This window comes from Paraburkholderia sp. J67 (assembly GCF_905220265.1).
Lineage (GTDB): Bacteria > Pseudomonadota > Gammaproteobacteria > Burkholderiales > Burkholderiaceae > Paraburkholderia.
The window spans coordinates 91,759-116,647 of sequence record NZ_CAJMZK010000015.1; the positions used below are offsets into that span (position 1 = coordinate 91,759).

Annotated in this window: 20 protein-coding genes; 12 read left to right on the forward strand and 8 right to left on the reverse strand. The window is 63.7% G+C overall.

Features of this window, described 5'->3' with window-relative positions; translation table 11 throughout:
- Positions 1–36 precede the first annotated feature (36 nt).
- The 7 genes from U5782_RS24710 (at position 37) to U5782_RS24740 (ending at position 9,213) form a co-directional block, all read left to right on the forward strand.
- The gene (locus U5782_RS24710; RefSeq protein WP_322046516.1) at positions 37–1,605 is read left to right on the forward strand and encodes an ABC transporter substrate-binding protein; all 1,569 of its coding nucleotides are present in this window, start codon (positions 37–39) and stop codon (positions 1,603–1,605) included.
- Positions 1,602–2,543, forward strand: coding sequence for an ABC transporter permease (locus U5782_RS24715; protein ID WP_322046517.1), 942 nt, complete (start codon positions 1,602–1,604; stop codon positions 2,541–2,543). The genes U5782_RS24710 and U5782_RS24715 overlap by 4 nt, the downstream gene beginning before the upstream one ends.
- A complete protein-coding gene (locus U5782_RS24720; RefSeq protein WP_322046518.1) occupies positions 2,540–4,519 on the forward strand; it encodes a dipeptide/oligopeptide/nickel ABC transporter permease/ATP-binding protein in 1,980 nt (659 codons plus the stop codon). Before U5782_RS24715 ends, U5782_RS24720 begins: the two co-directional genes overlap by 4 nt.
- A complete protein-coding gene (locus tag U5782_RS24725) occupies positions 4,516–5,493 on the forward strand; it encodes an ABC transporter ATP-binding protein (RefSeq protein WP_322046519.1) in 978 nt (325 codons plus the stop codon). Before U5782_RS24720 ends, U5782_RS24725 begins: the two co-directional genes overlap by 4 nt.
- A gap of 69 nt (positions 5,494–5,562) precedes the next feature.
- Entirely contained in the window at positions 5,563–6,162 is a 600-nt protein-coding gene (locus U5782_RS24730) for a nitroreductase family protein (RefSeq protein WP_322046520.1), read from the forward strand.
- 241 nt (positions 6,163–6,403) lie between these two features.
- Positions 6,404–7,771 (forward strand): carbohydrate porin, encoded by a 1,368-nt coding sequence (locus U5782_RS24735; RefSeq protein ID WP_322046521.1) that lies wholly within the window; start codon positions 6,404–6,406, stop codon positions 7,769–7,771.
- 287 nt (positions 7,772–8,058) lie between these two features.
- On the forward strand, positions 8,059–9,213 hold the full coding sequence (locus tag U5782_RS24740) for a hypothetical protein (RefSeq protein WP_322046522.1): 1,155 nt from the start codon (positions 8,059–8,061) through the stop codon (positions 9,211–9,213).
- Positions 9,214–9,361: 148 nt separating this feature from the next.
- On the opposite strand, the gene U5782_RS24745 is transcribed toward U5782_RS24740, so the two are convergent.
- The 8 genes from U5782_RS24745 to U5782_RS24780 form a co-directional block, all read right to left on the reverse strand.
- Positions 9,362–9,889: a flavin reductase family protein gene (locus U5782_RS24745; RefSeq protein WP_322046523.1), complete on the reverse strand. Its 528-nt coding sequence runs from the start codon at positions 9,887–9,889 to the stop codon at positions 9,362–9,364.
- A gap of 91 nt (positions 9,890–9,980) precedes the next feature.
- Complete coding sequence (locus U5782_RS24750; RefSeq protein WP_322046524.1) at positions 9,981–10,874, reverse strand: acetoacetate decarboxylase family protein; 894 nt, start codon at positions 10,872–10,874, stop codon at positions 9,981–9,983.
- Between the two features lie 92 nt (positions 10,875–10,966).
- On the reverse strand, positions 10,967–11,830 hold the full coding sequence (locus tag U5782_RS24755; RefSeq protein ID WP_322046525.1) for a fumarylacetoacetate hydrolase family protein: 864 nt from the start codon (positions 11,828–11,830) through the stop codon (positions 10,967–10,969).
- 67 nt (positions 11,831–11,897) lie between these two features.
- Positions 11,898–12,830 (reverse strand): VOC family protein, encoded by a 933-nt coding sequence (locus U5782_RS24760; RefSeq protein WP_322046526.1) that lies wholly within the window; start codon positions 12,828–12,830, stop codon positions 11,898–11,900.
- 155 nt (positions 12,831–12,985) lie between these two features.
- Positions 12,986–14,923, reverse strand: a complete 1,938-nt coding sequence (locus tag U5782_RS24765) for a bifunctional 3-(3-hydroxy-phenyl)propionate/3-hydroxycinnamic acid hydroxylase (RefSeq protein ID WP_322046527.1) — start codon at positions 14,921–14,923, stop codon at positions 12,986–12,988.
- 332 nt (positions 14,924–15,255) lie between these two features.
- Positions 15,256–15,984 (reverse strand): GntR family transcriptional regulator, encoded by a 729-nt coding sequence (locus U5782_RS24770; RefSeq protein ID WP_322046528.1) that lies wholly within the window; start codon positions 15,982–15,984, stop codon positions 15,256–15,258.
- Positions 15,985–16,125: 141 nt separating this feature from the next.
- Positions 16,126–17,292 (reverse strand): MFS transporter, encoded by a 1,167-nt coding sequence (locus U5782_RS24775; protein WP_322046529.1) that lies wholly within the window; start codon positions 17,290–17,292, stop codon positions 16,126–16,128.
- A gap of 207 nt (positions 17,293–17,499) precedes the next feature.
- On the reverse strand, positions 17,500–19,329 hold the full coding sequence (locus U5782_RS24780) for a hypothetical protein (protein ID WP_322046530.1): 1,830 nt from the start codon (positions 19,327–19,329) through the stop codon (positions 17,500–17,502).
- Between the two features lie 232 nt (positions 19,330–19,561).
- Here U5782_RS24780 and U5782_RS24785 point away from each other — a divergent pair, with 232 nt between their 5' ends.
- The 5 genes from U5782_RS24785 to U5782_RS24805 all read left to right on the forward strand — a co-directional run bounded on the left by U5782_RS24785 (position 19,562) and on the right by U5782_RS24805 (position 24,861).
- A complete protein-coding gene (locus tag U5782_RS24785) occupies positions 19,562–20,836 on the forward strand; it encodes an acyl-CoA dehydrogenase family protein (protein ID WP_322046531.1) in 1,275 nt (424 codons plus the stop codon).
- A gap of 73 nt (positions 20,837–20,909) precedes the next feature.
- On the forward strand, positions 20,910–22,229 hold the full coding sequence (locus U5782_RS24790) for an MFS transporter (RefSeq protein ID WP_322046532.1): 1,320 nt from the start codon (positions 20,910–20,912) through the stop codon (positions 22,227–22,229).
- Positions 22,230–22,235: 6 nt separating this feature from the next.
- On the forward strand, positions 22,236–23,786 hold the full coding sequence (locus tag U5782_RS24795) for a carbohydrate porin (RefSeq protein ID WP_322046533.1): 1,551 nt from the start codon (positions 22,236–22,238) through the stop codon (positions 23,784–23,786).
- Between the two features lie 34 nt (positions 23,787–23,820).
- Entirely contained in the window at positions 23,821–24,243 is a 423-nt protein-coding gene (locus U5782_RS24800) for a nuclear transport factor 2 family protein (protein WP_322046534.1), read from the forward strand.
- Positions 24,244–24,267: 24 nt separating this feature from the next.
- Positions 24,268–24,861: a malonic semialdehyde reductase gene (locus U5782_RS24805; protein ID WP_322046535.1), complete on the forward strand. Its 594-nt coding sequence runs from the start codon at positions 24,268–24,270 to the stop codon at positions 24,859–24,861.
- Positions 24,862–24,889: the final 28 nt, after the last annotated feature.

Genomic DNA, 24,889 nt, shown 5'->3' on the forward strand with positions numbered 1-24,889 from the left:
TACAGGGGAGACGAAAAATGGAAGAGAGGAGATGTAATGGAACGACGCAGTGACAACGTCCGTGTGGTTGCCCCGTGGACGAGCGCCTTGTACCCGGTCTTCGCGGCAACCCTTCTGGCGACGCCATTGGTTGCGTGCTCACCGACCCCGGCGAACGGCACGCCCCAGGTCGATGCAGTGGCGATTGCAGTGGCGAACGATCCGGCGCCCTTCGGCTATGACCCGGCGGGGATTTCCGGCGGCGGCGTAACGACGTTCTGGGAAGGCCTCTACGATTCGCTGTTTGCGCCAACGCCGGACGGCTCGATCAAGCCGGGTCTTGCGGCCAGCTATTCGTTCAACGCCGATAAAACGGTGCTCACGCTCACATTGCGCGACGGCGTGAAGTTCACCGATGGATCGACGCTCACCTCGGCATTGGTAAAAGCGAATCTCGACCGCCGCACCGATCCGTCACTGGCGGCCTATTCGGCCGTCGCGAAGGGCGGCGCCGCCGAGATCAAGGAAGTCAGCGCGCCCGATCCCAAGACCGTCGTCATCACGTTTGCGCAGCCCACCGCATCGGCGCCTTCGCTGCTGGCCGACTACTCCGGCCGCATCGTGGGTCAAAAAGCAATCGACAATCCCAAGTCGCTGCTGACGACGCCGGACGGGTCCGGGCCGTACATACTGTCCGCCACCGAGTCGGTCAAAGGCAGCGCCTACGTCCTCAACCGCAACAAGGACGCGTGGAATGCCGATGCGTATTCCTATGCGAAGGTCACCTTCAAGCAGTTGGGCAACGCGCAGTCGCAGGCCAATGCACTCGTGTCGGGCCAGGTGGCCGTTGCTCCCGTCGACAGCACGACCAAGAGTCTCGTCGCCTCGAAGATGGCCGTGACGGATTTCCCCGGTACGGTTTTCGCGTTCACGCTGTTCGACAAGCTCGGCAATGTGTCGAAGCCCTTCGCGGACGTGAAGGTGCGCGAAGCGCTGTCTCTCGCCATCGATCGGAAGAAGGTCGCCAGCATTCACGACGGCGCGTTCGCAACGGCGAATTACATCCCGCAGGGGCAGCCTGGTTACGACGCGAATCTGGAGCATCGCTACGCGTACGATCCGGCCAAGGCCAAACAACTTCTCGCGGCAGCGGGCTATCCGAACGGCTTCTCGTTCCCGATGCAGGCCGCCGGCAATACCTATGACCTCGATCTTCAGGCGGTCAAGGAGCAGTGGCAACGCATCGGCGTGGACATGAACATCGAGCATGTGACGCAGCCGCTGCAAACGCCACGCGTGACGCCGCTGGGTTATTTCGCCTTCGCTTACGGGCTCAATCCGCTGAGCTGGGTCGAGAGCTTCCTGCTCGCAGGCGGCGTCAATCCGCAGCACGCCAGCGATCCGGCGATCAAGAGCGCATTGGCCAACGCCGAAAGCGGCCAGGGCAACGAAGGCGAAGCCGGCCTCGTCAAGGTCAACAACGCAATCGTCAATCAGGGATGGTCCATCTCGGTCTACAGCCAGCCGACCTATGTGGGTTACAACCCGAAGAAGGTCAGCAAGCCGGTAGCGTCGTCCTCGGGCGTCTATCCCCTGCTGTCGAGCATTAGCGCGGTCAAATCATGATCCAGTATCTCGCGCGTCGTCTGGTCCTGTCGCTGGTCACGGTGATGGGCGCCGTCGTCCTCAGCTTCTTTCTGGTCCATCTGACGCCTGGCAGCCCGGGCCAGCTGATTCTCGGCTCGGGCGCGTCGCAGGAACAGATTGACGCCTTGAACGACAAGATCGGCTGGAACGAATCGCTCGTGAGCCAGTTGACCCACTATCTCGCGGGCGCGGTTCAGGGCGATCTCGGCGAGTCCATCATCGATGGCCACGCGATCGGCCCCGATCTTTCCGCACGCTTGCAGATCACGGGCACCATTGCAGCGCTCGCGACGCTGGTAAGCGCGGTGTTCGGTGTGCTAATCGGAGTCGTGTGCGCCGTGCGCGGCGGCGTGACGGATCGGCTGATCAACGCCGCGAACGGCATGGCGCTGTCCGCGCCGCCGTTCTGGATCGGGGTGGTGCTCGTGTACCTGCTCGCGGTGGAAACCAGCCTCTTTCCCGCCACGGGCTATGTCTCGCCTGCGGATGGACTGAGCGGCTGGCTCGCCAGCATCACGCTTCCCGTTATCGCGCTGGCCATCCCGGGGATCGCCATCGTCGCCCGCACCGCACGCGTGTCGACGATCCAGTCGCTCGCGCAACCGCATATCCAGATGCTCAGATCGATGGGCACGCCGCCGTGGCGCGTGCTGTTCGTGCATACGCTGCGATCGGCCAGCGTGCCGGTGGTCTCGGTGCTCGGCATGCAATTCGTCGCGGTTTTCACGGGCTCGATCATCATCGAAGGTCTGTTCGGTCTGCCCGGCCTCGGTCAGGCGGCATCGACCGCTGTGACCTATCACGACTTCCCGGCTGTCGAAGGCGTGGTGATCGTGGCTTCGCTGGTCGTCGTCATGGTCAACCTGGTGCTGGACGCGCTCGTCGTCCTGCTGGATCCCCGAGTGAGGCTCGCATGAACGCCGCAAAAACTAACGAGCCGCAAACGCCCCCTTGCCCCGCCACTGAATCCGGCAACTCGCGCGTGGAAAACAGATCGACATTGCGACGCCTGCTGACGAGACCCGCTGGCGCGCTGGCATCGGCATGGCTTGGCCTGGTTGTGTTGCTGTCGGTCACGTCGCCGCTGTGGCGCCCTTATAGCCCCACCGATGGCGACCTGGCGTCACGGCTTCTGGGGCCGAGCGCCGCCCACTGGTTTGGCACCGACGAACTGGGCCGCGACATCCTCACGCGAATGTTCACGGCCAGTGGCCCCGCCCTGCTTGCGGCAGCGATCACCGCTGGCGTTGCGCTGCTCATCGCCGTGCCGCTGGTCCTCGTCGCCGCAGAGCGCGGCGGCATGCTGGCGAATTCGCTATCGCGCAGCGCCGAGATCATCCTCGCGCTGCCCGCGACCGTCATTCTGCTTGCGGTGATCAGCGCCGTGGGCGGCGACCGGACCTACACGATCATGGCGATCTTCGGCGTGATGGCCGCAGCGCCCGTGTACCGCATCCTGCTCGGCGTGGCGCAATCGCTGCATAAGCGCCTGTACGTGGATGCGGCCCGCGTCGATGGTGTGAGCGCAGTCCGGATCAGCCTGCGTTACGTCATGCCGGGCATGCGCACCGTGATCGCCGTGCAGGCTTCACAATTGTTTGCAGGCGCCATTCTCGTGGAAGCAGGACTGGCCTTCATGGGCTTCGGCCCTTCCCAGCCGGTGCCGAGCTGGGGCGGCATTATCGCCACCGCCTCGCAATACATCTACCAGCAGCCGTGGATGATGGTGCCGACCGGTCTCCTGCTCACGCTCACCGTGATTGCGGCGAACGAGCTTGCATTGGTCATCGCGCATCCGGACCCCGCGCCGATTCGTCGACGTCGTCCTCAGGCGGCGAAGCGTGTGACGCCGTCCCCAGCGCCGACAAACCAGGCACTCCTCGACATTCGCGGTCTGACCATCGAGCTCCAGAACGGCACGCAGCTTGTGACGGATGTGTCGTTGCGTGTGCAGGCGGGCGAGATCCTCGGCCTGATCGGCGAGTCGGGCTGCGGCAAGACAGTGACGGCGCTTTCGATCCTGGGTCTGCTCGACGCCGAGGTTCGTCAGGTCGGCGGCTCGATCGGGTTCGATGGACGCGATCTTTCCAGCCTGTCCGAGCGCGACATGCGCCAGATTCGCGGCAAGGACATCGCGAGGATTCCTCAAGACCCGCTGGTCGCGCTCGATCCGCTGTTCACGGTGGGCGCGCAAATGATGGAGCCCATCATGCGACTGCGCAAAGTGGGCCGTGCCGAAGCCCGTCAGATCGCCGTCGACCTGCTCAAGCGCGTGGAGATACCCGACCCGGAGCGTGTCCTGCGCTCGCGCCCTTACGAGCTTTCTGGAGGGATGGCGCAACGTGTGACCATCGCGATGGCCTTGAGCGGTCAGCCACGTCTGCTGATCGGCGACGAACCGACGACTGCGCTCGACGTCACCGTGCAAATGGAAATCCTCGACCTGCTGCACAGGCTGGCGCATGAAACCGGCATTGCGATGATCATGGTCAGCCACGACATGGGCGTGATCGCCGATGTCTGCGATCAGGTCGCCGTGATGTACGCCGGCCAGATTGTCGAACACGGCCCGGTCGAACAGGTGCTGCGCAATCCGATCCAGCCCTACACGATGGCGCTGCTGAAGGCCAACCCGCATCTGCCGGAAGATCAGCCGATGCCGGAGCGCCTGGCTGCAATCGCCGGTCGTGTTCCTCGTCCGGGCGAATGGCCCGAAGGATGCCGGTTTGCGCCGCGATGCCCCTACGCCGCACAGGCATGCAAAACGCCTGTCGACCTTTCTTCTGGCGACAACGGTGTATGGGTTCGCTGCATCCGCCAAGACGATATCCAGGCCAAACCCTGCGTTTTGCCCGCACCGGTGATGCGCGTCGTTATGGGAGCTAACGCATGAGTGAGGCAACACAAACCGCCGCCCTCTCGATCCGGAATCTCTCCGTATCGTATGGCGCCAAGCGCCTGATCGGCAAAGCGCGACCGGCGGTGCAGAACATCACGTTCGACGTCGGCCACGGCGAAACCGTGGGACTCGTCGGCGAGTCGGGCTCGGGCAAGTCCACCATCGTCAAAGCGATCCTGGGTCTGGCCACCGCGAGCGAGGGCAACATTCTCCTCAACGGCAATGACATTACCCATGCAACAGGGAAAGCACGCCGCCCCGTAGTTTCGCAGCTTCGCGCCGTATTTCAGGACCCATTTGCCTCGCTCAGTCCGTTCCAGACCATCGGCGACACGATCGTCGAGGCGCTGCGCGACAGCAAGACCGCGCGCGCGGCAATGTGGGATCGTGCCGGCGACGCGATGGAATCGGTGGGTCTTACACGCGGCGACCTGCGCCGCTATCCCCACCAGTTCTCGGGCGGGCAGCGTCAACGCATCGGTATCGCCCGCGCACTGGCGAGCACGCCCCAAATCGTGCTGATGGACGAACCCGTGAGTGCGCTGGATCTTTCGGCTCAGGCACATGTGATCAATCTGATCGCCGATCTGCGCGACACGCAGCGCTATGCGTTCCTGTTCGTCGGACACGATCTGGGTGTGGTGCGCTTCCTGTGCCAGCAGGTTGTCGTCTTGTACCGCGGCATGGTGATGGAAGTCGGCAAGGCGGAGCTCGTCACCACGCGGCCCAGAAATCCGTACACGGTCGCTCTGGTCAACGCGGCGCCCATTCCCGATCCCCAGGAACAGGCCAGGCGGCGCACCGCACGGCTCTCGATCGCGACACGGGAAAAGTCGCCGCTACCCGGCGCGGGCAACGGATGTCCGTTCGCGGGTCGCTGCCCGAATGCGACGCAGCTCTGTACGCACACGCGGCCGGTCCTTCGTGAAGTCGACGGCCGTCAGGTGGCATGCCACCACCCTGTATGAATTTACGTGAATCACCGCCTCCACCCATCCACGCTTTAGTAGCGTCCTTTATCAAGGGAAAATCAGGAAATGGCATTAGAAACGCAATCTGACCGCAAGGCAGTTACCTCCGCACCGATCGAAGACGTGCTCGCATGGCGCTGGTCGCCGCGCTCGTTCGATGCGAACGCAACGATCACGGATGAGCAGGTTCTGTCGATCCTCGAAGCCGCACGCTGGGCGCCTTCCGCCGTGAACTTCCAGCCGCGACGCTTCGTGGTGGGCAAGCGCGGCACGCCGACGTTCGACAAGATCGCCAGCCACCTCACGAGCAACAACAAGGTGTGGGCGCCGAACGCGTCCTTGCTGATTCTCGCCATCGCCGTGAAGGCAGACGGCCCGACGGCGGACGCGAGACCGAACCCGTGGGCCGAATACGACACGGGACAAGCTGCGGCGAACATCGTGTTCCAGGCGCACGCGCTGGGTCTGCACGCTCATCAGATGGCCGGTATGGAAGTCGACAAGATGCGCGAGGAGTTTGCCCTTCCGGCGCACTTCAGCCCGATCACGACGATCGCCATCGGCAAGGTCGCGGACGTAGGTCTGCTCCCCGAAGATCTGCAAGCGCGCGAGATCGCCGAGCGCACGCGACTGCCTGTCGACACGCTGGTTCTGCAGCGCGATTGACAGGCTTGCCGCCGACATAACGGCGGCGGTGAGTGAAGTAGTAGTGCGACGTGATGGCTGAACGAAGTAGCAGGAAGTAGCGAAAAGTTCGGCCGCCACTCAGGCAATAGATTAGTAGCCCTACATACATTCGAGCACACAGACGGCTCGAAACACAGGCACTCGCCGATTGCCATCCCTCTCGCGGGCATGGCGTCGACGAGGCTGAACCATACAAGAAACATGACGGAGGAGCACGTCCTTGAAAACACAGATTGCAGCACTATGCGTGGCCGCATGTCCCGCTCTGGCACTTGCCCAGGCTGACGATCAAAGTCAGTCGCAAGCGCCCATCAGCACTGCGCAGACGATGCCACAAATCACGCCTTTGACGACGCCCGGGCTTTCACCGGTTCCGCCGTCGCCGCCCGCGTATGACGCGCTCGGCGTCAAGGGTTGGGACACGCCGTTTCCACCGGCGTCGGATACGATCTTCGCGGATATGGGCGGCGCCCGCTCGGCGCTGGCCGATTACGGCATCGGCATCGTGGGCTACAGCGTCAATGCCGTCGCTTATAACTTCCGCAATGACAAGACGCCGGGGGCCAGCTACAACGGGAAATACCCGACCTACTTCACAGGCTCACAGGGTATTTTCATTACCTACGACGCCAGCAAGATCGGGCTGCCGGGCGGGCAGATCCAGGTGCTCCTTCAGGCCATCACCAGCAGCCGGCCGGATCTGAATCCGACCCGCTCGCAGGGTATCGGTACGCTCGCGTATTTTCAGTCGTTCAACAACGACGAGTTCGAAATGAAAGTCGGCTGGCTGCAATTGTCCAACGAATTCATGGGCGCCAATATTGCGGGAAGTTTCACCTCTGGCACGCTCGGCCCGAACGCGTCGCTTCCCGTTTCGGCTGGCTTTTCGTATCCGGGCCTGACCACGCCGGGCTTCACCTTCCGCTACAACGGTCCCAACGGGTTTTACGACAAGGTTGCTGTCGCGCGCAGCATTCCGAATCAGTCATATACCGAAAGCATTCACAATAACGCCTTCGGATTGCGTCTTTCCTTTCCCAATTCTGGCGTAGTGACACTTAACGAAATCGGCGTCAACCAGCCAGCTGCGCCGGACCATAAATCGTTCTGGTTCCGCGCGGGCGGTGTCTATAACAGCACCCAATACACAAACTTCGAAACGGGCACGAAACAATCCAACTACGGCCTTTACGCGCTGGTGGACTATCAGTTCTGGCAACCGGACGCAGGCTCACCAGCCCGCGGCCTCTACGCGGGAGCGTCGATAAGCTATCAGCCGCCGAACCGGAACCTCTACACGCGATACTATGAAGCTCGCATGTATGGTATTGGCTTGATCCCGGGACGTCCTGCCGACCTGCTGTCATTCGTCGTGTCGTATAACGGGCTGAGCCGCGCCGCGCTGGGAGCCGTGTTCCCCGGCCAACCGACTGACCACTACTCACAGAGCACCAGCCTCTCTTATTCTTTCCACGTAGCACGCGGTGTTTTCATCCAGCCCGCTATCGCGCTGGTCAAGAACATCACGATCACGCCGCATGTTCCGCTTGCTGTGAACGGCTACATTTCGGTGGCGCTGATGTTCTAAAGAAACGCGCAGCCTCTTGTCGACGCAGTACGTTCCCGGATGTCTCTCGAATAGACCTGACTTTATCAACCGACACATCAGCAAGCGAGTGTCATTTTTATTTCGTCAGTAATAATTCGTAGTACGAACAACATATTAATTCTCGAAGATCGATCTCCCCGAACAGGTTCACCCTGTTCGGGGAGAGGAGATCGACGTGTCGTCTTCACATCTTCGTCATGACCTGACGGAATCGTGAAAGCACGCCCAGTTCCGGGCAATGTCAATCCCAATGGAGGAGCACAATCATGGACCGTGGAATCCGCTCTCTTGGCACGTATGTTCGTGCCGGAACGCTGGCTTTACTTTGTAGCAGCACCCTCTCCTTAGCACTGCCCACAGCGGCGCTCGCCGCTGCACCGGCAGTAGCCCCCGCGGTCACGACGAACTGCGACGCGCACGACGGTTTGCACTTCATCTGCGGCCCGGTCGCCAGTGAAGATCTCATCCAGGTCCCCGGCGCACCGCTGCTGTTCGCCAGCGGCATGAGTCCACAAGGGCATGGGCACCTCTATCTGATCGATGCCCGATCGCGCAAGGTCGAAGCACTCTTTCCCAACGCGTCCGCGGCACCAGTCCAGTCAGAGGATGCGCAATCCTGTTCGACGCCCGTCGATGCGGACCACGCCTCCTTCGCCGGACTGAGCGTGCGCCGCGATGCCGATGGAGTGACGCACCTCTACGCGGTGAATAACGCCCGCCGCTCGATCGAAGGCTTCCGCTTCGACGAACACAACCGGCAACTGCAATGGGAAAGCTGCGTCAAGCTGCCTGAAGGGGGCTTTCCCAATGGGGTCATCGCACTGCCCGATGGCGGTCTCCTCGCAACCAGCTTCTTCGATTCGAGAGACAAGGATTCGCAAGTTCGCATGGAGCGCGGTGAAACGACCGGGGTTGTGCTGGAATGGCATCCGGGCGACGCCGAATTCACTCCCGCACGAAATTTCCCGGCGGTTGCCGGCGCTAACGGGATCGAGGTCAGCCCTGACGGCAAAACCGCCTACGTCAGCGCGTGGTCGGCAGGCAAGCTCCTGATCATCTCGCGCGCCGACGGCCATGTCCGCGAGCTGCCGCTCGATTTCCTGCCGGACAATATCCATCGGCTCGCGGACGGCACGCTGCTCGTCGCCGGTCAGCGCGCAAGCGTCGCGAGCCTCCATCATTGCGGCCCTGACTGCCCCCAAGCGTGGGAAGTGACACATGTCGATCCGGCTCGCGGAACGGTCGAGAAACTGGTCGCCGGTAGCGGCGACTCGCTCGTCAACTACTCATGCGGCGCGGTAATGGTGGACGGCAAGCTGTACTTCACCGCGCGGGGCGCCGACCGCCTCGTCTATGTGCCGATGGAACATCTGCGCGCTGCGAGTCAGGCCCCGGTGTCGCATCCTGATTCGTCGTCGTAAAGCGTAGCGAATCCGCAAACATGCCCCGACATCTCGATGTCGGGGCATCGGTTTTTGCAATATCGTTCACAGTAGCAAAGAACAAAGCAGTCCGGGCCCTCTCGAAGCGGCCCGGACTGCATGCATCGGCTCTAGAGCCGTGGTTACCTCAGGCCGCTTCGCAAGACACGAAGCGACCGAATCCACCCTGGAAAAACAGCAGTGGACGACTATCGCGCACCGCCTCCATCGCCATCACGCGCCCCAGAACAAACACATGGTCGCCGGCGTCCTGAACGCTATGGAGTTCGCAATCGATCCACGCCAATGCACCGTCCAGAACCGGCAATCCCAGGCCCGAGGTCGAATGTGTGACATCGCTGAAGCGTTCCGGAACCGACGTCGCGAAACGCCGCGAGAGGCCTTCCTGATCGTCCGCGAGCACATTCACGCAGAAGGTTCCCGCGCGTTGAATCAGCGGCCAGGTCTTCGAGCTGCGCGCAGGCAAAAAACCCACGAGCGGCGGGTCCAGCGACACCGACGTGAACGATCCAATGGTCAGCCCGAGAGGATTGCCGTCCACCCGCGTCGTCACGATGCAAACGCCGGTGGGATAGTGACCGAGCACCTTGCGGAAATCCTTCTGCTCGATGATGGGGTAATCGCGACTCGGCGCGTGTTGAATTTGAGTTGTCATTCGAAACTCCTGGCGCTAACGGGACGAAGACAGCGTGTCTGGGCGCGCCTTGCACAGGCGCGCCCAGCTATCGGCCACTGCGCCATCAGGTTCAAACCGCCGGGTCAACCGGGCGGATCACGTTGGCCATCACAGCAACACCCGGTGCGCTGAACTCGATCATCTCCGCACCGAGGTACTCGACGATCTCCAGATCGGCCAGGCCATTGACGATGTGGAAGGTCGTCGGCAATTGCTCGAAGCTCGCGCGATTCCACTTGACCGAACCGCCCGTGCCCTTCCACTTGCGGAAGTTCGCGTCGCTGAACTTGATCGGCGACGTATCGCCCGATGCGCCCGGCAAGGGCTGCGAGGTCGTTGCGTATGCAACGTCGCAGCCACCCGTGCCCGAACTGCCCGTGCGCGGCATGTACTTGTAGAACAGCGTGGCGCCGCCAGGACCGGGCAGCTTCTTGTCGCCCGAGATTTCCGTGAGGCCGTGCAGGTCGATTTCGAAGAAGCGATAGTCGAACCATGACGCCTCGCCGCCTGCGGTGCCGTTGTCGTGGTCGATCTTCAGCGCGGGAATGTCCGCGAACAGCTTGGGAAAGCCCAGTTCCTCGCGCCCCGTCATGATCGCGTCCGGCACGCCTTCCCACAGGACCGGGCAAAACGCCCCTTCGATCGTTTCCGTCTTGCCGGTGTAGACCACCGGCACTTCCACATTGAGGATGCCGTAGCCACGGCCCGCCAGCCAGTACAGGTCATTGAAGAACGCCAGCGAAACATGCACTTCCGGCTCGCCACGCAGTGCGAAGCCCGGCGGCAAAATGCGCTCCAGGCTCTCGCGTCGCGTGCGGTAGCTCACCGTCATCCACTGTGCGCGCATCATGCCGGTTTCTTCCGGCTTCCAGATCGTGCCATCGGCCTTCTGGCGCGGGCCCGGTGCGGGGCCGAACACGGCGGGCATGCGATAGCGTACGCCAGGTTTGAATTCAATCGTCATCGTTAGTCTCCGTTATTCATTCGCATTCCGAATCGACTCAAACCGACGTCTATCGGCGTAAAAATACTTGCTGTGCCGTGGCTGGATGGCGCTCAGACCGGTTCGTCGGCGACGGTGTTCTCGATATGACCAAGCCGCTCGATTTCCACGCGCACCACGTCGCCAGGCTGCAAGAACTTGCCCAGTGCAATCCCCACGTTCGCGCATGTGCCCGTTGCGATCAGATCGCCCGGTTCGAGCGTCATGACTTGCGAGAGCTCGTGAATCTGCTGCCAGATGTTGTAGATCATGCCGCCCGTGCTGGCGCTTTGACGCGGCTCGCCGTTGACCGACAGGCTCATTTGCAGCGCGTGAGGATCGGCGATCTCGTCGGCGGTCGTGATCCACGGGCCAATCGGACCATGACTGTCGAACGACTTGCCGAGCGTGAAAGTCGGGCTCTTGAACTGCCAGTCGCGCGCCGTCACGTCGTTGGCGACGAAATAGCCGCCCACCACACTCGCGGCCTCTTCGAGCGACACATAGCGGCAACGCTTGCCAATCACCACGCCCAGTTCCGCTTCGTAGTCCATCTTTTGCGAGACGCGCGGCTTGTAGATCGGATCGTACGGGCCGGTGATGCAGGTGACCTGCTTGTTGAACCACAGCTGGTTTTCCGGCACCTTGATGCCCGCGCGCGCAGCTTCTTCCGCGTGATCGTGATAGTTCATGCCGATCGCGAGGTACTTCTGCGGATCGGGAATCGGCGCCTCCAGACGCACGGCCGAGAGCGGCACTCCGGCGGGCGCGTCGGTCAGCGCGCGCGCGAAGCGCTGGATCAACGCGGGGCCAGCCGCGAGCACTTCGCGAATCGTTGCGGGCGCAGCGGAATCGAGCGACGCCAGCGGCACGACACGATCGCCGTCGATTGCGCCAATGGTGGTGACGCCATCGTAGGTGTAGCGTGCGAGTTTCATGCAAATACTCCTGAGAAAATGATGCGGATGGGCGATCGGCTTCCGTCAGCCTCGATCAGCCATGAGTTCAGCCAAAAAATTCGGGAGACAGCGGCGGTGCCCACTGGCTCAGTTCGTCGTTGGAAATCTCAGCGTGACCGACAGGCGTGCTGTCGTTGACGAGATCGCCATCGGTCCAGTGTTCGATCTTGTTGCCGAACGGGTCGCGCCAGTAATCGAAGATCTGACTGCCCTGCACATGGCGGCCCACGCCCCATGAGTGGGTGTAACCGCAGGCCTTGAGGTGTTCGCCGCCCTGATGGACGTCGTCGAGATCCAGCACCTCGAACGCCGTATGGTCGAAGCGCGCCTGGCCCTCCTGCGTGGCCACCAGCGCGATCGTGTGGTGATCGGTCCATTGATCGCCCAGGCCGCAGTGCAGGAATGCCGCAATCGTGTTCTGCTCGACGCCCGCCCAGTAGGTGTCCGAAACACGGAAGCCCAGCACGTCGCGATAAAACGCCAGCGTTTCCTGGAAATTCGGCACCAGCACCGCCACGTGACCAAGGCGCATAACCGAACTCGGCGCACGGCCGATACGGATCGTCTTGCCAAAGCGCTGACGCCCCAATGCCGGATTCACCTCGACCGGCTTGCGCGTCGGCAGCGGCTCATGCGTCGCCTGTCCATGCAGCACATCGACCACGAAGCCCGCCGGATCGGTCAGGCGGACCCGCTGGCCGCCGCCCGGCTCCGGGTTGTCCTTGACGCGTGTGCCCGTCTGCGCAGCAAGACGGTCCAGGTCGGCACGCGTTCGGGCAAAGAAGCCAAAGCCGATGGCCCGGTTCGTCTCGCCGAATTCGCTGATATGCGAGTGGTGAACGGCGCCCGCAGCGCGCATGTAGAGCGCCTCGCCGGTGTGCGCGACGCGGTGCAGCCCGAAATCGGCCAGAAACTGCTCCATGCGCTCGAGATCGCTCACCTGGTAGCGGACGAATGCAATGTCCTCGACGGTAATCAACGCCTGTCTCCTTTGTTGCAGGTGGCCCGCCAACGGCGGCGCGGCACACCTTGGCCGCATCCCGGCCACATGGTTGAAAGATTAAACCACTTTTTATCGATAAAACATCGGGATTTCCATATTATCGACAAACCCCGATCGTAACGAGCCGAGCCTTATGCCGCGGTCGCTTCGTCAGGCGTGGCTTCCACCACCGGAAAGCGCATTTCATTCCAGCCGCGGAATCCGCCAGCAAGCTCCTTCACGGCATAGCCATCGCCGAGCAGCTTGAGCGCCACCGCCGGGAGCAAGGTGCAGGCGTCGTCCCAGGAATAGAGCACGAGGGTTTTGTCGCGAGGCAACGACGCAAGCGCCGCCGGATCGCCCGCAGCGGCCACGAGCGCGCCCTCGATGCGCGCCTTGAGTTCCGGGCGCGGATTGCGCACGTCCACGACGGCCACATCGGTACGGCCAACGGCAAGCCAGCCCCGGAGCACCGCGGGACTCACGCGCGCGTGCAATCTGGCGGCGAAGTAGTGCTGGACGAGGTCGCGCGACGCTGGCGCCGACTCTTCCGGCGTGCTCCAGTGAAGCGTGCGTTGCAGGTCGCGGACGAGGTCCAGCGCATCGCCAGCGCCAAACACGTAGAAGTCCGGGCGCACGAGCACGGCCTTACAGCCCATTTGCGCGAACCAGGCGGCGTAGGTGCCGTCGATATCGGCCAGCGCCTGGCGTTCGCCCACCGTGACGACCTTCACGCCCACCCGTTCGAGCCAGGCAATCTGTGCGGCACTGAAATCCGCGCGCGGATCGTGTTCCCAGGCGATCAGCGTGAAACCGCCGCCAGCGATATCGTCGAACCGGCCCGTCGTGTCGACCATGCGCACGCGGCCCTGCACGGACAGCTCACCGGCCAGCAGGTCGCCCGCGCGCAGACAATCGGAAGGCGGCAAGGTCAACGGCGGGAAACGGTCTTCGGCATTCGCACCCGGGCCGAGCAGCCAGGCGTCCCGGCCGGCCGCGGCCTGCGGGTCCAGTTCGCAGATCACCTTGCCGAGTTCGATCGCGAAATCGATGAAGCGGCGCACATGCTGCGTGCGCTCGAGCCCGTAGGAATTGAGCAGTTGCGGCTGCGCCAGTCCGCGAAGAATCAGATCGAGGCGCCACGACAGCGCGGCGACGTCACGCATCCCGGCGCACAGCCCCTGGCCGGCGAACGGCGGCGTGAGATGGGCGGCGTCGCCGGCGATCATCACGCGGCCATTGCGCCACTGCGCCGCCACACAACCCCGAAACGTGTACATGGCATGGCGTTCGAGCGTGGCGTTCGACGTATTCCAGCCATGCGCTTCCAGCAGCCGCCACGCCGTGGCGGCGTTGTTCATGGCCTCTTTCGTTTCCCCCGGCAGCAGCATGAATTCGAAACGGCGACGGCCCGGGCCACCGGACACGTTGGTCGTCGGCCGCATCGGATCGCATAGCTGGATCAGGTCATCGGTCCAGTCCGCCGGATTGTTGGGCACCACATCGACGACCAGCCAGTCGGCCGAAAAGCCGAGATCGTCATAGCGCGCGCCCATCGCTTCGCGCACGAAACTGCCTGCGCCATCGCAGCCGACGACGTAACGCGTCCTGAAGCTGCGCGGCTCGCCGTCGGCCGCTTCGGTGGCGACAGCGGTGAGGCTCACGCCGTCATTGCCTTCCACGACGGCCTGCACCTGCCAGCCTTGCAGGATCTGCACACGGTCGCCATAAGCGCGCACCTTGGCGTCGAGCGCGCGTTCGAGCGACGGCTGGCTGAAGCTCAGGCGCTCGGGCCAGCCAGAGACGCCGTCGCGGTTCAGACCTTCGAAGGCCTTCAGCACGTCCCCGCGCCCGTTGCGCCACTCGTAGCGCGAACTCAATGCCGTGTGCTCCCGCATCGCATCGGCCACGCCGATCGATTGCAGGATGCGCGCGACCTCGTGGTCGTAGACAACCGCGCGCGGCAACGCGTACAGGGCCGGCCAGCGCTCCAGCACGAGCACGCTGTGCCCACGCCCCAGCAGCGCCGCGGCCAGAGCCTGACCGACTGGTCCGTAGCCAACGATCGCCACATCGGCATCGAAATTCATTTCCGTGTCTCCGTTTTCTGTGTGTGAGGCCGGCGGCGATACATCTCCCCCCCGATCCCGATGACATAGATTAAAACACGTTTTATCGATAATCAATGAAAAACTGTACGAAATTGCGCGACGGGCGAACGAAGGCCGCCAGCGCGCGCCGGTCAGCGCGCCCGGACGGAATCAGGCGTAAAGCGAGGAGGAAATGGCGTGCGGCGCCCTTGCCGGGTGTAGCGGGCGCTAAGGCGAGACGACCATAACGGTCAAGAGAACAACGACGAGGACAGCGAGGAGAACAACGAGAACGGACGGCCAGACGACCCGGCCGTCCAACGACCCACCGATCAGGCGATCAGCGCGGCGCGCGCGTTCACACGCGACTTCTTCTTCCCGGGCGTCTGCACAAACCCGGCATCGAGAATGATCTTCGTCGTGGCGCGGAAGTGCTCGTCGACCAGTTGGCACAGCGTGGCGCTATTGCGTTCGAGCGCGGCGTCGAGCAGTTGCTTGTGCTCCTGGAGCGAGTCGCGCTGATGCGGCGAAGTGCGGATCTCGGCAAGATTGCGATACCGCTCGGACTGATCGTAGAGCAGGCGGCTCAGCCGCGTGAGCCAGGCCGACGACGCACCGGCAACCAACGCTTCGTGAAACAGCCGGTGCGCCTGCGCCCACGCCAGATGCTTCTCCGGGTCGCTGGGCACGGGCGTGCGCGAAAGCCGGTGATACGCGCTCAACACGCTGGTTTCCCATTCGAGGTCGCCGATCTGCACCGCGCGGTCCAGCGCCAGGCGCTCCACGCCGATACGCGTCTCGGTCAGATCCATCAAGTCTTCCGCCGACACGGGCGCGACGCAAAAGCCGCGCTGGTCCTCGACGTCGACGAGACCTTCGGTCACAAGCCGCGAAAGCGCCTCGCGCACCGCCGTCGCGCCCACTTCATAGCGTTCGCTCAGGCTCTGGACGCGCAGCCGCTCGTCGGGCAGCAGTTTGCCCAGCAGGATATCGCCGCGAATCGACTCGAAGGCCGTCGTAGTGAGGCTCTTCGCGCTGCCGGGCGCGCCTTGAATGTCCATAGGTGTGTGCAATCCCAGAGTTAAACGGTCCGCGCGTGCAGCCGAACCCAACCGTCATTATAAATGATCGTTTTCTTCGTCGATTATCTGGATTCTGGCCGGATATCGGTGACGCGTGAGCAAAGTCGGCATACGGCACGCTCATGGCGCCGGCCTCATGACGGTCTCAGCGGCAATGGCAGCCGACGAACGTGGAATGCGCGACAGCAGCACGGTAGAAAGCAGCGCCACCACCACGACACCCGCGCCGATGGCGCCATAGCCCATGCCCAGCACGAGGGTGCCCGCGACAAACGGGCCGATGGCGGAGCCGCTCATCACCATCGCGGGCGTCAGCGCCACGGCGCGACCGCTCGGATCGAGACGGGCGATCCAGCCGAACAGGAAGGTGTGCGCGAACAGCGTGACGAACGGATAGGCGCTGCCCGCGAGCGCATAGGGTCCGTACGCAAGACTCGTCGAGATCGTCAGTGCGAGGAGCGCCTGCGCCCACGGCGCGATCAGTGCAACCGTGCGAGGATGCAGACGCTTTTGCTGCCACGCGGCGATGATCGCGGGGAAAAGCGCCACGATGCCGGTCATCAGCAGCACGAGATTCACGCGCGCCGCACCGAAATGGCGGTCGACGCCGATCCGCTCCAGGAAGCTGAACACCATCGCCTGATTGAGCGTCAGCAGCGTCACCGCGGCGATCACAAACCAGGTTGCTCGCGGAATCGGCGGCTTCGTCACTGGCGTGCGCTTCTCTGCGATTGCCGCGCGGCTTGCAGGAAAGCCCACGGTCACAACGAGCATCGCCGTCAGCATCACAGCCGCGAGGATGACGAAGAACGCCGCGCCGCTGCGCGCTGCGACGACCTTGGGCACGACGCCCAGAAAGCCCACCGCGAACACGCCAAGCGCGGCCTGCGCCCAGGCAAACGTGCGATGCGGATTGGCGGTGCGGCCAATCGTGCCGTGCGTGAACGACAAACCGCAGCCGACGCCCAGACCGCCGATCACATGCAACGCCGCCATGGCCGGAAAACTGTCCAGGTTCGCCAGCACGATAAACGCCAGCGCCGCCACGCCGTAGCCGAGCGTGGGCATCCATCGGCGCGGCAATGCCTCAAAGCGCGGCGCGAGGAGCACGCTCGCCACCACCACGCCGCTCAGGAAAAGCGTGACGAGGCCGCCCGCCTGTTGCGCGTTGAGGCCGTACCGCTGCACCAGCGTGCCGACCCACACCGGCAGCGCCACCATATCGACCATGCCGGCGATGTGCCCAACCAGCAGGGCCGCCCTTCCGCGTTTCGAATCGATCTGCATTCTCATGACCTCAAGTCGAACAATGGATCGTAGAGTAAGTGCAAAATTATCGATAAAATATAGGTGTATCCGATAAGTTGAACGGCATAGATTGTTCGCGCGCCAGCCTGAGAGGGACGGAACAGGCGCGTGCGTTCGGCATGCGCGATGGCATGCGATTGATAGAGGAGAAGGTATTCGCGCCGAGTTGGGGCGCGGCGAGCGGGATCAGCTACGGACGAGGCCGAGCCGGTTCAGCAGTTGGACGAAACGGGGATCGCCGCGAACGGCGTCGAATTGCGGAGCGCTGCGCAGCATCAGCTCCGGCCCGAGCCGTTCCACGCCGGTAGGCGTAGCCAGCACGGTACTCAGCGCATCGAGCGCGGCCTCGCGCTCGTCGAGCCCCAGATGGATATGGGCGCACGCCATTTCAACGCGCGCCGGATCCTCATCGCGCTGCTTGAGTTCGTCGAGCAACTCCCGCGCCTTGCGGATATTGCCCGCGCGCCCATACGCGAAGCCGAGCTTGCCGAGCCCGAAGACGGTGCGCCCATCCATCCGGCTCAGCTCTTCGAATCGCGACAGTGCGCATGCGGTGCGGCCGTCCCAGAGCATGGCGTCGGCGAGCAATACCGATGCCGGCTTGAACGCCTCGTCGAGCGCGATTGCGCGGCGCGCGAACTCCGCCGCCTCGCCATAGCGGCGGGCGTTCATCAGCACGGCAGAGAGCGTCCCGCTCACGGAAACCGACAAGGGATTCGCTTCGCGCGCGATACGCAGATCGTCCAGCGCGCCGTCGAGTTCGCCCACCTGCATCTGCAAAAGACCATGCGCGATGCGCGCGCTGCAATGCTGGGGCGCAACGGCAATAGCGCGGCCAAGCGCGCGCCGCGCCGACATCCAGTCGCACACGAACAACGACGCCATGCCCCACGCGACGAGCGCATCGACCTGTTGCGGGTCCGCGCTCAGGGCGGCCAGCGCGTGGCGCTCGACCTGAGGCAGCAGGTCCGCGCTGGCGGCGGGCACGATCGTGACGAACAGCGCCAGCACGGACGCCAGTTGCGCTCGCGCGGCGCCGTTGGCGGGCTCGCGCGACACGCGGGCTTCGAGCCACGTCACCGCGCGACGCAGAATGCTTCCCGCGTGCGGCGGGCAGGCCATGCCGAACAGCAGCATCTGCCGCAGGTCGGCATCGAAGCACAGACTATCGACGAAAGATTCGGCAAGCGGCGTCATCCAGCCATCGACGCTGCGCATGAGTTCCGCGAGCAGATCGTCGGCGATGACACCGGGCAGCGTGATGGCGTCGCTCCACGGACGTTCGAGCGCATGGGTCCAGATCTGGCAGCCGGTTTGCGTATCGACGAGTTCCGCCATCAGACGAAAGCGCGCGCCGTCATGGCGCACGCTGCCTTCCAGCAGCAAGCGCGCACCCAGACGCTCGCCGATTTCGCGCGCATCGAGCGCGCCCAGTTGCACGCGGCGGCACGACGAACGCCCGACGATCTCGATGCGCGGCAGCTTGCGCAGGGCGTGGCCGAGTTCCTCGGCCAGACCGTCGGCGAATCGCCTGGCTTCCGGGGAATGTTCGTCGACGTCGAACGGCAGGACGGCGAGGCGCACCGCCGAAGGCGACGCAGGCACCGATGTGGGCGAGCCCGGCAGCGCAAGCCCAGTGACCGAAGCCGCAGCCCGGGCAACGCTCACCGCGAAAGAACGCGGTGCCAGTTCGAGGCGAACGGGGTTGTCAGCGCCGTCGGTCCGGTAGTACTGGGCGAGGCGCGTGCGCAGACGCCACGCCTCGTTACGCACGACGCCCTCGATACGCGGATCGAAATCCGCGCCGCGCCCAAAGACCTCCAGCGCGATCGTGTACTCCTTCAAGCGCTCGGCGTTGCCGCCCAGCGTCTGCTCGACCAGCCAGGCCAGCAGCGAGCGCAAGCGCGCCGACGTCGCGAAGCACTTGCTCTCCAGCACGCGCGCAAGCTCGGCCCGCACGGTGTCGGGGTCCGGCAACTCGCCGGCCGGCACGGGCAACGCGGTGCGTTCGCTCATCAGATTCGTCGTCGCGAGAAGAGGCCAGGATAGTGCGAAATCGTAATTGCCGCCTGCGCGGCGTGCCATTCCGGACAAACCCCAACGGCTCGCGCAGACGTCTTAAGACAGCCACCCGCGACGTTGTCTTAGACGTCTTGCGACTTACTTCCGCCCGGCTGGCAGCGCACATTGCAGCGCAACGGCAGCACTTTCGCCTTCCGTCACCTCATTCACAGGAACACACGCAACCATGAATCAATCGCTTCTTCCGAACAATATCGAGCTGACGACGGAAACCGGGCGCCGCTTGCGCGACCACATCACCGAACTGGTTCCGCTGATTCGTCAGCACGCACTCGAAGGCGAACGCCTCGGCGAAATTCCCGCCGCCACCCTCGATGCATTAACACGCGCAGGCGCTTTCAAGCTGACGACGCCCATCGAGCTTGGCGGCTACGCACTGGGCGCGCGCGATGTCGTGGATATCGTCGCCGAGATTTCGCGCGGCGACGGCGCAGCGGGTTGGATGGCCTTCGTGGCGGGCGGCACGCGCAATCTGCTGCCGTTCCCCGAGCAGGCCGTCGAAGAGGTTTTCGCCGAACGCGACGACTGGATCGGCCCGCTCGCGGCGGGCGCATCGGTCTTTTCCACGCGCGTGGGCGAAGCGCGCGCCGTGGACGGCGGCTACATGGTCAAAGGCGTCTGGCACTTCGGCAGCGGCTGCAAACACGCCGGCTGGGTGACGGTGGGCGTCGAACTCGCGAATGGCGCGGGCATGCCGCGCCGGGGCATGGCGCTGCTCAAGCGCGGCCAGTTCGAGATTCTCGACGACTGGCATGTCATGGGCATGCGCGGCACCTGTAGCAACAGCGTGGCGGCGCGCGAAGAAGTGTTCGTGCCCACTCACCGCTATCTCGACATCGCCGAACTCGCGCCGCGCATGGATGCGTTGCGCGGCAAATACAGCGGCCTCGCGTATCGCGTGGATATGCGCGGGCTCATGCTCGTCACGCATCTGAGCGTGATGGCGATCGCGCTGGGCATGGCGCGCGGCGCGCTCGAATGCTTCATCGAGCAGACGCAAAAGATGAAGCCCTTCAATCTGCCCTACGACACCGTCGCCGACATGGCGTCGACGCAAATCGTGGCGGCCAAGGCCGATGCCATGATCACGGCCGCCGAAGCCGTCATCCGGCAATGCGCGGAAGTCGTCGATCGTGCCGCGCTCGAAGGCACCGGCCTGAGCGCCGAGGCGGAATCCCGCATGTCGATGCACACGGTCTACGGCGCAAAGCTCTGCGACGACGCGGTGGGCATGATCCAGTTGTGCCTGGGCTCATCGACGGCGCGCGACACCAATCCGATCCAGCGCTTCGTGCGCGACATTCGCGTGGCGAATCTGCACGGCGCTGTGCGACTCGAACCGCTCGCGGAAATTCACGGCCGTCAATTACTCGGCAGGCCGCCTTTCAACATGTTCGCAGGCGGCTTGCCCGACGTTGGCGCGCCCCAGAAAGCCGGCTAACAGCATCGAAGCGCGCAAAAGCGTATCGCGGCCCGAGGCCGGGCATTAGAAAAAACCATAAAGAAGGAGACATATGAACATCCTCCAGGAGGGGGGCGCTGCGCTCGACACGCAAGCCCGCCCAGGACGCGCCTCGCGCGTGCCGTATCGCTGGCGTTTGCTGGCCGCGCTCTGGCTGATCATCGTCTGCGCCGTGTCGGTGCCGAGCATCGGTTCGAGCGTGGTCAATGCACACATGGCCGCTGCCCTGCACTTCGACCGAACGGTTATCGGCCTCGGGTTCGGGCTGTTCATTCTCACGATGGGCGTGCCTGGCCCGCTCGTGGCCGCGCTCATTCGCCGCTTCGGCGTGAAGCGCGTCGTGCTGGCCGGGTGCGCGCTGCTCGTCGTCGGCACCCTGGCGACCGGAACGGTCGTGGCCAGCAGTTGGGCCTTTCCGCCGGTGTTTGGCCTGCTGGTGGGCGCGGGCGTGGCGTGTGCGGGCATCCTCCCGGCGCAGGCCGCGGTGGCTCGCTGGTTTCCCGACAAGCGCGCACTGGCCGTGTCGATCGTCCTGTCGGCAATCGATATCGGCGGCACGTTCGCCCCGCCCGCGCTCGACAAGATTATCGCCGTCAGTTCGCTTGGTTGGCGCGCAGGCTGGTATGCGATGTCGGCTGCCGCATTACTCGCACTCCTGATTACCGCGCTGGTGATGCGGGACGATGGCGCGGGTGAAGATGCCACGCCGAGCGCAGCACCCTTCGCGGAAACGGCCCACGTGTTCAACACGACTCACGCCTGGCCCTTGCGCGACGCACTGCATTGCCGCGCGTACTGGCTGATCATGGGCTTCTCCTGTGTCGTCGGCCTCGACTGGATGCTGCTGATGGCGCATGGCGTCGTGCATCTCGTCGATAGCGGCTATTCGTCCGCAGCGGCCGCTTTCGCGATCGCGGTGATGATCGCCTCGTCTCTCGCAGGCAACCTTGTGGCAGGCCTTCTTGGAGACCGCATCGCGCCGCATCGTATCGGCGCCGCGGCGATGGCCCTGCTCACGATGGGACTCTACGCCGCCGTTCGGCCCGATGTCGCCGCTGGCCCGTGGTTGTTCGCGGTCCCGGCAGGCTTGGGCTATGGCGCCTCCCAGGTCTGCCTCATGGCGCTGCTCGGCAATTATTTTGGAGCCCGTATTTTTGCCCAGCTGTTCGGCATCCTGCTGGCGGTCGGCACGCTGACCGGTTCGGCACTCGTGGGCGCAGCGGGCGCGGTATTCGATCATACCGGCAGTTATACGCCAGTCTTCGTGCTGTGCCTCGTCCTCTCCGCGCTGGCCGTGTTCGCCATCGCCTTCGCCGCCCCGCCCCGCATTCCACGCAGCGCGCAAGTGCAACCCGCCAACCAGGATAACTAGAACATCGTGAGACAACTCAACCACATCGCTATCGCCGTGCGGATTCTGGTACTGGGAGCGTGCGTGGCCTCGGCTTGCGCAAACGCTGCCACACAAGACGACGCGGACACCTCCACGCAACCCGCCGTTACTGCGAAGGCGGCACAAGCCAAAAGCAGCACCGCGACGCTCGCGCAAAACACGTTGCAGGCGCAAACGGAAACCCGTCAGAACCCGCCGGGATTGCCCATTCTCGATCTCCCGGCAGGCGTCATGCCCTCCGCCACCAACGGGCCGCTAAGCGGTGTGGGCGACTTCCTCGCGCGGCATGGCATCGACTTCGATCCGCTCTTCACGAACGGCTATTTCGCGAATCCGTCCACCGGCATTTCGACGGGCAAGTCGGCCAACTACGGCACGCTGTTCCTCAAGGGCAGCGTCGATCTGGACAAGCTGATCGGCATCCCCAATACGCAGTTCAATTTCGACGAGGCCTGGAACCGTCCCGCCCACAACACCAAAAGCTATCTGTTCCAAACCGGATCGGCCTTCACGCCTTTTCCGGTTGAATCGGAAAGCACCGACCTGGTGAAATTCACGCTCTCGCACGACCTGTTCGACAAGCGCCTGCATATCGAATATGGGCGCATGAATCTGAACGACGACTTCATGATCCCGACGATGTGCAGTGGCTGCGTGGCTTCCACGCCCGCCATCACGCTCGACGAACCGGGCGCGACCAAATCGGTCTGGGGCGCGCGCCTCGCATGGGCGCTATCGCAGGACACAAGATTGGGCTTCGGCGTGATCGAAGATAACGCATCGAACTGGACCACCACGACCGGCTGGAACTGGAGCATGGCCACCCGCAAAGGCTGGATCGGCGTGGCGAACGTCATCCACGAATCGAGCTTCGCGGAAACGCCGTATCCGCTCAAATACGAACTGGGCGTCTATCACGCCACCATCCCGTATCAGGATTCGCTATACAACACCGACGGCTCCAGCCAGGCGCTCAATCCCACCGGCACCCCGCTCGAACACGGCAACGGCACGTGGGGCTTCTATGGACAAGGGCGCAAGGTGATCTGGCGCTCGGCCAGCGCCGCCGGTCCCGTGCCGGAAAACGTCGCGCTGTACGGCGGCGCGTTCGTCACGCCAGGACCGGGACAGGCGTACCCGATCGAGGCCTACAGTGGCGCCGAATGGGGCGGCTTCTGGGCCTCCAATCCGGTCGCACTGGTGGGCAGCACGATCCGCTATATCCGCCTGAGCAACGAGCGCGCGCTCTACGAACAACAGGCGCGGGCCGCCTTCACCACGACGCTCAACGCGGAAACCGGCGGAGCCGTGCCGGTTGTCAATCAGGGCGTGCCGCGCAACACCTTTACGTTCGACGTGCATGGACAGGTGGGCATCGCACCGGGTGTCCTGCTGCAAGCGTTCGCCCAGTATTTCCTGCATCCGAATACCGCTGTACTCGCGCAAGTCTCCACCGCACCGAATCGCAGCGGTTGGCTGATCGGCGCATTTCTCATTGTCGACATCGGACGTTTGACGGGTCTTTCCCGACAGTAAACCGTCGTCTTTTCAATATACAGGACTACCAATCATGAGCCTTCTACCGGAAACCTCTCCGACGCTTGAGGACCGCAATAAACGGGTCGTCATCGACTTCTTCCGGCACGTCCTGGAGGCGCGCAACCCGGCTGCGGCAAAGGACTTCGTCACCGATGACTACAAGCAGCATTGTCGCCATATTCCCGGTGGGAAAGACGGCCTCGAGCGCTATCTGCGCCAGATCTTCGGCGATGCGCCGCCGCTGCCGGTCAAGGACGAGATGACGCAACCGCCAGTACTGCTGGTCGCGCAAAACGATGTCGTGGTGATCGCGGGCTACGCGCCCCAGCCCGAGCCCGAGGCGCCAAACACGCTCTACGACTATTTCGTATTCGACGCCTTCCGGCTTCGCGACGGCAAGCTCGCCGAGCACTGGAACAGCATCAACAAGATCGCCCCGCCGCGCCATCCCTGAACATCATTGAATCCAACGCACGCCATGACAATCTCCGTCGATTCCCCGTACTTTGAACAAGCCTTCACGCAGGCGCACACCGCCCATCGCTTCGCCGATCAACCGATCCCGGACGATACATTGCGCGCACTGTACGACGTCGCCCGCCTCGGGCCGACCTCGATGAACTGCCAACCGATGCGCCTCGTGTTCGTGCGCAGCGAAGCAGCGAAGGCGCAGCTGCGCGAGGCGCTCGCACCGGGCAACGTCGACAAAACGATGAACGCGCCCGTCACGGTGATCGTGGCGCAGGACAGGCAATTTCACGAGCAGTTGCCGAGCCAGTTCCCCTTTGTGCCGAATGCGGCGGACATGTACCGCAACAATCCGCAGCTTGCCCAGACCACCGCTTTGCGCAACGCCAGCCTGCAGGGCGCCTATCTGATGATCGCCGCCCGTCTTGCGGGATTGGCGGTGGGACCGATGAGCGGCTTCGATCACGCGAAAGTCGACGCCGCCTTCTTTCCAGATGGGCGATGGGCGAGCAATTTTTTGTTTAATCTCGGGCTGCCCGATACCGACGGTCATCGGCCGCGCGGTGCGCGACTGAGCTTCGAGGACGTTGCGGTTATCCGCTAACGACAACGCCCTACGAGACGAACTTCGC